Below are 9,478 nucleotides of genomic sequence, written 5' to 3'. Positions count from 1 at the left end.
AACAACGCCCAATTCTTCGGCAACCAGTACTTCATCGCCCTGTTCACCGTCGGCGCCGGCATCTACCTCATCGTCAACCTCGTCCTGTCCCGCGCCGCAGTCTGGATCCAAAAACGCACCTAGGCACGTTGCAAAATCGAGCGGCAATAGCGAGCCCGCGGGCGGCGCGCCGAAGCCGTCGTTGTCGATGCCGGGCCGCGGCCGTCAGCGTCGACGGCGGGCTCGGCCCTTCAACGCCGTGGGTGGACGGCTCAGTGCAGCGCTCTGTGCATCACAAGTGCAGCGAATGACGCGTTTTGGTGCACTTTCGCTGCACTCAGGGCTGCGATCTGAGGTCGAGCCGACCGGCTGCCCGGACAGCGGGCCTTCGGGGCAGGTCGCCGGGACGACGGTGGCAGCGAGCCCGCGAACTCGCCAGGCGTCGAACTCGGACACTGTTCGATCGGCGAACTCGCGAACCCGCGAACCCGCGATCGCCGATTCGCGCCGCGCGAACTGGGAGTTGTTGTCGTATTTCGGGCGATCTGACAACAACGACTCCCAGTTCGCGACGACCCTGAGGTCCCGACGCGTGCGGGCGGGCTTGTTGGTGCGGTATCCGCCAGCGCTGCCGGCGAGTTCGCCACATTGACTCGAGGTCGTCGGTTTCTAACCCAGCCATTCTGCAAAGAAACCCCCGTTCTGCAAACTCCCGGAGCTTGCAGAACCGGGGTCTCTTTGCAGAACCGGGGCGCGGGCGGGGCGGAGCGGAGGCCGGGTCGGGAGGTGGGGACTGTGCGGGTTGGGGTTCGGGGGTACGAGCCGGGGTGGGTTGTCGACTTCGAGCGGGTTCGGGTCGCGCTGGTTGGCGCGCTCGACTCGGTCGATGTCGTGGCGATCGAGCATGTGGGGAGCACGTCGGTTCCCGGTCTTGCGGCGAAGCCGGTGCTGGACATCGACGTCGTGGTGGCCGCGGGCTCCGTTCGGTCGGCGATCGACGAGCTCACCGCCGCGGGGTACCAGGACGAGGGCGAGCGCGGCATCCCCGGGCGACACGCCTTGCGGGCCCCGGCCGACGGCGTGCACCGGCACGTCTACGTCTGCGTGGACGGCTCCCTGGCCCTGCGCAACCACCTCGCGGTACGCGATCTGCTGCGCGCGGACCCCGAGCTTCGCGACGAGTACGCCGCGCTGAAGCTGGCGCTCGGCGATCGCGAGCTCGACGACGTCGAGGAGTACGTCGCACGGAAGAGCGCCTTCCTGCAGCGAGTCCTCGAACGCGCCGGGGTGTCACCCTCCGACCGGGCCGAGATCGCGCACCAGAATCCGACGGAGGACGGTCGCGCGACACGCGTCGCCGGATCAGGTGACGCGGTCGGCCCTCACTTGTAGAGCACCCGCTGCACCTGCAGGACCGACGAGCTGGCGACCACGGTCACCTTGACCCACTCGTCCACGGTGGAACCGCCCTCGATGGTGATTCGTGAAAGGTTCGACACGGCGCCCGAAATCCCGTAGAACGACAACCACGTCGAGCTGGTCAGCGGCTTGTCGCTGCGAAAGACGTGCGTGTCGCCATTGAACAGGAAGACGGGTCGGACGAACGCGCGGCTTTCCGACGCGATGGTCCGCACAACGCTCTGGAAGGCCGTGCGGTAGGTGCTGCCCGGGGTGCCCACGAACATGTCTGCCTGCGTCAGCAGAACGACGGCCCGGCTGTTGTCCGCCTCGGCCTTCGCGAAGGTGTCCTTGATCCAGGTGACTGCTGCGGCCGCCCGGGACTTCTCCTCCGCGAGCTGAGCGGTGGTCGGCTGGGTGTACCCCAGCCCGGTCCAGGCGTTGAGGTCGTTGTTCGAACCGACCAGATGTATCGCCGAGAAGGTGACGCCGTCCTGCTCGAGGCGCACATTCTCCGGATACCCGGACTGAGGTGTCACGGCGGCCGCATTTTGCCCCAGGGTCTGGCCCGGCACCGCGAAGAACTCCGCGCGAACCGCTGCCAGGCGGTCCAACGGATCTGCCCTCCCGATGGCCGCGCGGTGGCAGTCCGCCCACTCGTTGTCGCCCGGCGTGTAGACCAGTGGGTCCACGAACGTGTCGAAGTCGGACTTGATCGTGGCGTAGTAGCTGTCGGAGCAGTTGCTCCCGTCAGCGCCGATGTCGCCCAGATGACTGGCGAGCTGCACGTCGGGGTCGGCGTTGATCTGACCGATCCGTCCGGGAAACTCCTGCAGCTGGGTCGAGCCGTAGGGGATGTCTCCGATCACCGCGAAACTGAACGTCGATGCCCGGGCCGGCCCGCCGATCGAGATGACGGCTGCGACCAACAGGGCCGAGATCGCGCTCGACGCGCCGCGGCGAGCGTTCCGACGACGACGACGACTACCAATGCTGCTCCTGCTCCTGCTACTGCTACTGCTCCGACCGGCCATGACGGCCTCCAAGCCGCCGTCAGAGGCTGCGCACGGCCTCGAACCGGCGGTTCTCGCTCGTCGTTGCTTGCGCCGCGCTGCCTGCGGCCGCGGCCGAACTTACTCCGGAGCTTTTGAGCCCACCACGCGAGTTCCCGATCGGTGACGCCCGGGTCACGCCCGGGTCACGCCCCGGCGACACCGGCGGCGGAGTGCCCGAATGAGCCGCCGTACAGCGCGAGGGCTACCCGGCGGTCGCGCTGGCGCGGATCTCGCGGATGACGGTCACCTTGATCTCGCCCGGATAGCTGAGGTCGGCCTCGATGTGCTTGGCGATGGCCGACGCGAGCCCGGGGAGCTGGGTGTCGTCGACGGACTCGGGCTCGACGAGCACGCGGACCTCGCGGCCCGCGGACATCGCCAGCACGCGGCGGACTCCCGCGTGCTCGGCGACCAGCTGCTCGATCCGGTCCATGCGCTCGATGTACTGGTCGAGCTCCTCCCGGCGGGCTCCGGGACGCGCGGCCGAGCACGCGTCAGCGGCCTGGACCAGCACGGCCTCCACCGACTCCGCGGGTACCTCCTCGTGGTGCGCCGCGATCGCGTTCACCACGACGGCGGACTCACCGCACCGGCGGGCGAGGTCGGCGCCGACCATGGCGTGCGTGCCCGACACCTCGGCCGTCAGCGCCTTGCCGATGTCGTGCAGGAACGCCGCCCGGCGGGCCACGTCGACGTCGGCGCCGACCTCGGCGGCCATCGCGGCGGCGATCTGGGCGCTCTCCACGAGGTGCGCGAGCACGTTCTGCCCGAAGGAGGTCCGCAGCCTCAGCCGACCCATCGTCCGGACCAGGTCGGGGTGCAGGGCGCCGACCCCGGCGTGCTCGGCGGCCTCGTGCCCGGCGGCGACGGCCCGCTCCTGCGCACCGGCGAGGGCCTCGGCGTACGCGGACTCGATCCGCTGCGGGTGGATCCGCCCGTCGGCGATCAGCGACTCGAGCGCCACCTGGGCGACCTCGCGCCGCTCCGCGTCGAAGCAGGACAGCATCACCGAGTCGGGGGTGTCGTCGATCAGCACGTTGACCCCCGTCAGCGCCTCGAAGGTGCGGATGTTGCGCCCCTCCTTGCCGATGATCCGGCCCTTCATGTCCTCCGAGGGCAGCGGGACGACCACGACCACGCTCTGCGAGCTCGTCGCGACGGCGACGCGTTGCACCGCGGTCGCGACGATCCGGCGCGCGCTGTCTTCGGCGGTCTTGCGCGCCTTCGCCTCGGTGCGACGCACCGCCGCCTCGGTATCGCGGGTCGCCTGCTCGAGGATCCGGCGCTCGAGCTCGGCGCGCGCGTCCTGCGCGCCGAGCCCCGCGATCTTCTCCAGCTCGACCAGCTCGGCGACCCGCGCGGCCGCCTGCCGGTCGCCGAGCTCGCGCTCGGCCTGGGTCAGCGCGAGGGCTCGGTCGCGCAACGTGTGGGCCAGGTCGGCGGCCGCCGCGCGGTCCTCGGCGAAGGCGGCCTCGCGCGCACCGAGCACCTCCGCGCGGCGCTCGGCCTCGGCCGTCGCGGTGCGCGCGTCCTCCCGGATGGCCGCGACGTCGGTCCTGGCCGTCTCGCGCTGGGCACTCGCGTCACGCCGGGCAACCAGCACCAGCAGCACGGCGACCAGGCAGGCCCCCAGCAAGCCGACGACCAGCGCGACCTCGGTCAGATCCATGCAGAACTCCCTCGTCGGTCTGCGGGGTCAGGCCGCGCAGTCAGTCGTCCTCGAACGACCAGTCGTCGCTCGAGTCCATCCCCGCACCATTCTCCCCCGACGGGCCCGTCCCGGCGGCGAGCTCCTCCTCATCCAGCAGCTCACGCACGATCCGCACCGCAAGCTCGGTGGAATACCCCTTGCGCGCCAGCATGGCGACCACGCGCCGGAGCCGCACCTCGCGGGTCAGGCCGGTCGCGCTCGCCAGCCGGCGACGCGCGAGCCGGCGCGCGGTGTCCTGCTCGGTGTCCGCGTCCAGCGTGCCGAGCGCGTCGGCGGCGAGCTCGTCGCCGATCCCGGCGTGGCTCAGCTCGAGAGCCAGGGCCCGGCGGGACAGCCCCCGGTTGGCGTGCCGGGAACGCACCAGGATCCGGGCGTACTCCGCGTCATCGATCAGGCCGACCTCGACGTAGCGGTCGAGCACGGCGTCGGCCACCTCGGGGGGTACGTCCTTCTCGGCCATCGCCTGCGCGAGCTGCGCCCGGCTGCGCGGGGCGCCGGTCAGCATCGCCAGCGCGGTCGCCCGCGCGACCGCGCCGTGATCGACCGCACGGCCGGGCGCGTCACCCTCCTCGGGTGACGTGCTCACGGCGCGGCCCCAGTTCCCACCGACCTTGCGCCTGGGGATCAGAAGTCGACCGTGGGTCCGCTGTCGGTGGGATCGTCGAGCTTGGCGCCCACCCCGAGCTTCTCCTTGATCTTCTTCTCGAGCTCGTTCGCGAGGTCCGGGTTGTCCCGCAGGAAGCCGCGGGCGTTCTCCTTGCCCTGGCCGAGCTGGTCGCCCTCGTAGGTGAACCAGGAGCCGGACTTGCGCACGAAGCCGTGGTCGACGCCCATGTCGATCAGGCCGCCCTCACGCGAGATGCCGACGCCGTACAGGATATCGAACTCGGCCTGCTTGAAGGGCGGGGCCATCTTGTTCTTGACGACCTTGACGCGGGTCCGGTTCCCGACCGCCTCGGTGCCCTCCTTGAGGGTCTCGATGCGACGGATGTCGAGGCGGACCGAGGCGTAGAACTTCAGCGCCTTGCCACCGGTGGTCGTCTCGGGGGAACCGAAGAACACGCCGATCTTCTCGCGGAGCTGGTTGATGAAGATCGCGGTGGTGCCCGAGGCGCTCAGCGCGCCGGTGATCTTGCGCAGGGCCTGGCTCATGAGCCGGGCCTGGAGCCCGACGTGGCTGTCCCCCATCTCCCCCTCGATCTCCGCCTTCGGCACCAGGGCCGCGACGGAGTCGATGACCACGACGTCGATCGCGCCGGAGCGGATCAGCATGTCCATGATCTCCAGGGCCTGCTCACCCGTGTCGGGCTGAGAGACGAGCAGCGCGTCGGTGTCGACGCCGAGCTTCTTGGCGTACTCCGGGTCCAGCGCGTGCTCCGCGTCGATGAACGCCGCGATGCCGCCGGCCCGCTGCGCGTTCGCGACCGCGTGCAGCGCGAGGGTCGTCTTGCCGCTGGACTCCGGACCGTAGATCTCCACGACCCGCCCGCGGGGCAGCCCGCCGATCCCGAGCGCGATGTCGAGCGCGATGGAGCCGGTTGGGATGACCTCGACGGGGGCGCGGCCCTCGTCGCCGAGGCGCATGATCGAGCCCTTGCCGAACTGACGGTCGATCTGGCTGAGTGCGGCTTCGAGAGCCTTCTCGCGGTCCTGGGGAGCGGCCATGTCAACACCTCGTGGTGATAGTGGTGGCAGCCGGAGCTGCGCTGGACTGGGGCTGGTCTGTGCTGGAGGCGACGTTATGCCCGACCACCGACATCCGGCGCCGGAGCCTCCTTGTCTGTGGAGAGCCCGTCGTCGTCTTCGCCTGTGCACAAGGTTAGCCGAACAACTGTTCGATGGCACCCAACACGCCGAAGTCACGAACTCGGGACGGTCCAGCGTTCTCCCGGACGCAGCACGACCGCCTCGCAGTCCGGTGCGGCCCGGGCCAGCGCCACCGCGAACGCGTCGCCCGCGCGGTCCATCCAGCCGGGCGGGAGCCGGCGCGAGGCGGGCGCGTGCAGGGTGCCCCAGTGCACCGGGACCGCGTACCGCGCCCCGACGACGGCGCACGCCCGTGCGGCGTCGACCGGGCCCAGGTGACCACCCGAGAGCCTGGGCCCCCAGCCGTGCACGGGCACCAGCGCGACGTCGACCGGGCCGCCCGCGAGGTCGGTCAGGTGCCGCATCGCGGGGTACAGGGAGGTGTCGCCGGCGACCCAGATGCAGGCCGACGCGCCGCGCACCAGGTGCCCGTTGACGGCGTTCGGCCGGTGCGCCATGGGGCGGTGGCCGTGCACCGCGGGACACAGTCGCACCCGGACCCCGGCGCCCGCCGCGTCGAGCTCCCCTCGGTCCCGGGGCTGCGGCCAGCGCGCTTCGGGGTGCTCGCCCGCGACGCCCGGCCGGACCGGGAACCACTCGCCACCGCGCAGGCCGACCCCGGGCACGCCCCGCTCGACCAGCCAGTGCGCGCTGGACGGCGCCGTGAGCACGGGCACGTCCCCGAGCAGGCGCAGCGACGTGAGCTCGGCGTGGTCGTGGTGCAGGTGGGAGAGCAGCACGGCGTCGGCCCCGCCCCAGGTCTCCTCGTCCGGGGTCGACCCGCGCCTGCGCAGCAGGCCCGCGTGCCTGCGCAGCAACGGGTCGGTGACGAGCCGGACCCCGTCGAGGTCGAGCACCGCCGTGGAGTGCCCGAGCCAGGTCACGCTGAGCCCCGCGCCACCGCGTGACGCGGCGTCGAACGACCCGCCCAGGGCCCGCATCATGGCCGCAGCCCGAGCGCGCGCTGCCAGCGCACCAGCTGGGCGTGCACCGACTCCGCACCGATCAGCATCTCGTCGCTCCCGACGTCGTCGCGCAGGTCCGGGTCGACCGCCCACTCGACCGGATACATCAGCAGCGCGTCGTTCTGGGCGCCGCCGAGTCCGCCGTGCGAGCCGACGAGCTCCTCGAAGGCGTGCACCGAGCCGCGCGCGTCGACGGTGGAGATCAGGATCAGGTCCCCCGCGTTCTCGAGCCCTGCGGCGCGCAGCAGATCCGGCCGAGCCCGCGGCCCGTACTGCGCGAGCGGGTCCTCACCGCGCACGGCCGCCGCGGCGGGGACGTCGTCGGCCAGCAGGCGCGAGCCGCGCGCGCCGACCGCGACCGGGCCGCGCCCGGCCGTCCACGCGACGACGACGCCGATCGCGTGGTGCGCCAGCAGCCCGGGCAGCAGGCGGGGCCAGCGCTCGTTGATCTCCTCGATCGGGACCCGGCCGGGCAGCTGGGGGAACCAGAGCTCGCCGAGGTTCCCCGACGCGGTGACCGCGACCTCGGGCAGCGGCGGCTCGCCGTCGCTGGGGCGCCGCCCGGGGCGCACTGGCCCGCTGCGCCCGGTGCGGTCGGCGATCCGGGCTCCGCCCGACGCGCCGAGCAGGGAGTTCAGCGGCCCCCACTCCTCCCCCGCCTCGGACTTCACGGTCTGGGTCGTGCCCCCGCGACCCGACCCGACCGCCATCAGGTCGTGCACGACGTCGAGCAGCGACGCGCCCTCGACCTGCTCGAACGTCGACCCGAGGGACTGGCCATGGTCGGAGAGGACGACGATCCGGTACGCCCGCGGCGAGTGCTCCGCGACCTCGGCGAGCAGCTCGAGCACCCGGTCCAGGCCCTCGAGGGCGCGCAGCGACTCCGGCCGCAGGGGGCCCGCGTGGTGGGCGATCTCGTCGTAGTCGACCAGGTCGACGAACACCGTCGGCGCACCGGCCAGCAGCTGCTCGGCGACCAGCGCGGTGGTGAGGTCCCGCAGCAGCACGTTGCTGATCCCGCGCAGCACCACGTACGCACCGCGGCGCGGGACCCGCGGCTCGACGCGCCGGGTGCGCTGCCAGCGCCCCTGGTAGAGCTCCTTGACCATCTCGCCCACGGTGAGCCCGAGGGTCCGGGTGAGCACGTAGGGGCTCGCGAAGAAGCGGATGAACGCGGTGCCCGGGCCGAACCCGCGCCGCCGCCGGGCGCGGCTCATGACCAGCAGGTTCGTCGGCGCGTCGCCGGTGAACATCGTGCTGATCGCGACGCCGGACCGGGCCAGCAGGCCCTCCCCGTCGCTCATCCGGGCCTCCACGAGGGCCGCGTCGACCGGGTGGTTCGTGACGACGAGGCGCCCGAGGTCCTTGTCCCACCAGCGGAACGCGGGCACCTGGGAGCTCGTGCCGTGCAGCAGGCCGGCCTGGCTCGCGGGGGTGGTCGCCGGCACGCGCGCCCACCAGCCCTCCAGCCGATGCGTGCCGGTCCGCAGCCAGCGCGTCATCGTCGGCACCAGCCCGGCGTCGATCGCATGCGCGAGCACCGAGCTCGACACCCCGTCCAGCTGGACGATGAGCAGCCCGGGCTCACCGCGGCCGGGCACCAGACCGCGCCTGGCCCGCGAGCGCGCCCCGCGCAGCACGTCGCCGAGCACGTACGAGCTGTCGTTGTGCCCCACGAGCCAGCGCCCGCCGGTCATGGCCGTCGACGCGACGAGGAGCACCAGGATCACCTGCGTCCAGCTGCGCACGGTGATGCCGGGCGCCAGGGTCAGGGCGCCCCACGCGATCGCCACCTGGGCGACGAGGCCCGCGAGCAGCGCGCCGCCGAGGCCGAGCAGGGCCGCGATCAGCCGCAGCACCGGCCGGACCAGCCGGTCGCCGACCGCCATCAGCACCGCCGCGACCAGCACGTCGAGCCACGAACGCGCACCGGCGCCGTCCAGCCCGAACAGCGCGATCCCGAGCGCGACCGCGGAGGTGAGCACGGCGAGAAGCCCCTCGCCGACATCGCGCACGGTCGGTTCCCACCAGTTCTGCTGGGCACCGCTCGCGGAGACGGACACGGTGGTGGGTCTCAGGCTCGCGGCGGAGCCGCGCGGTGCGGATCGGCGCCCCAGCGGAGCGCCTCGGGCACGTCCAGGGCGTCGCACAACGCGTGCCAGACGATCCGGGGCTCGACGCCGTCCTCGATCGCCTGGGCGGCCGTGCGGTTGCCGAGGGGGCCGACGACCTGGTCCCCCGCGAGCGTGCGGCCGTACGTCGCGCCGAAGACCTCCTCGACGAGCCCCCAGAACTCACGGTTGCGCATGAGGCGAAGCCTGCCACGGTCTACGGGCGGATGTCGGTGCACGCCAGCAGAATGGAGCCGTGACCTCGTCCACCCGGCCCGCTGCGGGCCCGCCCGCCGACCCGCTCGCGGGTTTCTCGCCCGCGACGCGCGCCTGGTTCACCGGCGCCTTCCCCGGCCCGACGACGGCGCAGACGGGGGCCTGGGCGGCCGTGCGGTTGCCGAGGGGGCCGACGACCTGGTCCCCCGCGAGCGTGCGGCCGTACGTCGCGCCGAA

9 protein-coding genes are annotated in these 9,478 nt (G+C 72.4%); 2 read left to right on the top strand and 7 right to left on the bottom strand.

The features are described from left to right. Nucleotides 1-774: 774 nt before the first annotated feature. Nucleotides 775-1,371 carry a GrpB family protein gene (locus VIM26_RS18830; RefSeq protein ID WP_331954070.1) on the top strand — a complete coding sequence of 199 codons (597 nt, stop codon included), beginning with the start codon at nt 775-777 and terminating at the stop codon, nt 1,369-1,371. On the opposite strand, the gene VIM26_RS18825 is transcribed toward VIM26_RS18830, so the two are convergent. The 7 genes from VIM26_RS18825 to VIM26_RS18795 form a co-directional block, all read right to left on the bottom strand. After that, nucleotides 1,362-2,246 carry a hypothetical protein gene (locus VIM26_RS18825; RefSeq protein WP_331954068.1) on the bottom strand — a complete coding sequence of 295 codons (885 nt, stop codon included), beginning with the start codon at nt 2,244-2,246 and terminating at the stop codon, nt 1,362-1,364. The genes VIM26_RS18830 and VIM26_RS18825 overlap by 10 nt on opposite strands. A gap of 388 nt (nt 2,247-2,634) precedes the next feature. Next, nucleotides 2,635-4,101, bottom strand: a complete 1,467-nt coding sequence (gene rny, locus VIM26_RS18820) for a ribonuclease Y (protein WP_331954066.1) — start codon at nt 4,099-4,101, stop codon at nt 2,635-2,637. 40 nt (nt 4,102-4,141) lie between these two features. Continuing rightward, the gene (locus tag VIM26_RS18815; RefSeq protein ID WP_331954064.1) at nt 4,142-4,729 is read right to left on the bottom strand and encodes a regulatory protein RecX; all 588 of its coding nucleotides are present in this window, start codon (nt 4,727-4,729) and stop codon (nt 4,142-4,144) included. Nucleotides 4,730-4,767: 38 nt separating this feature from the next. Then, nucleotides 4,768-5,808 (bottom strand): recombinase RecA, encoded by a 1,041-nt coding sequence (gene recA, locus VIM26_RS18810; protein ID WP_331954062.1) that lies wholly within the window; start codon nt 5,806-5,808, stop codon nt 4,768-4,770. 194 nt (nt 5,809-6,002) lie between these two features. Then, nucleotides 6,003-6,893 (bottom strand): MBL fold metallo-hydrolase, encoded by an 891-nt coding sequence (locus tag VIM26_RS18805; RefSeq protein ID WP_331954060.1) that lies wholly within the window; start codon nt 6,891-6,893, stop codon nt 6,003-6,005. Next, nucleotides 6,890-8,977 (bottom strand): phage holin family protein, encoded by a 2,088-nt coding sequence (locus VIM26_RS18800; RefSeq protein WP_331954058.1) that lies wholly within the window; start codon nt 8,975-8,977, stop codon nt 6,890-6,892. The genes VIM26_RS18805 and VIM26_RS18800 overlap by 4 nt, the downstream gene beginning before the upstream one ends. 11 nt (nt 8,978-8,988) lie before the next feature. Continuing rightward, nucleotides 8,989-9,222 (bottom strand): DUF3046 domain-containing protein, encoded by a 234-nt coding sequence (locus tag VIM26_RS18795; protein WP_331954057.1) that lies wholly within the window; start codon nt 9,220-9,222, stop codon nt 8,989-8,991. Between the two features lie 59 nt (nt 9,223-9,281). Between VIM26_RS18795 and VIM26_RS18790 the strand changes: the two genes are divergently transcribed. After that, on the top strand, nt 9,282-9,478 hold a 197-nt coding region (locus VIM26_RS18790; protein WP_331954055.1), incomplete at its 3' end, for a hypothetical protein.

The organism is Pengzhenrongella sp. (assembly GCF_036565025.1).
Lineage (GTDB): Bacteria > Actinomycetota > Actinomycetes > Actinomycetales > Cellulomonadaceae > Pengzhenrongella.
Note: the sequence above shows the minus strand (reverse complement) of the source record. Positions and strands in the feature narration are given on the sequence as shown.

Coding starts and splice junctions, on each gene's coding strand:
- recA (WP_331954062.1), bottom strand. CDS start 5,808: ATGGCCGCTCCCCAGGACCGCGAGAAGGCTCTCGAAGCCGCACTCAGC.
- rny (WP_331954066.1), bottom strand. CDS start 4,101: ATGGATCTGACCGAGGTCGCGCTGGTCGTCGGCTTGCTGGGGGCCTGC.
- VIM26_RS18795 (WP_331954057.1), bottom strand. CDS start 9,222: ATGCGCAACCGTGAGTTCTGGGGGCTCGTCGAGGAGGTCTTCGGCGCG.
- VIM26_RS18805 (WP_331954060.1), bottom strand. CDS start 6,893: ATGATGCGGGCCCTGGGCGGGTCGTTCGACGCCGCGTCACGCGGTGGC.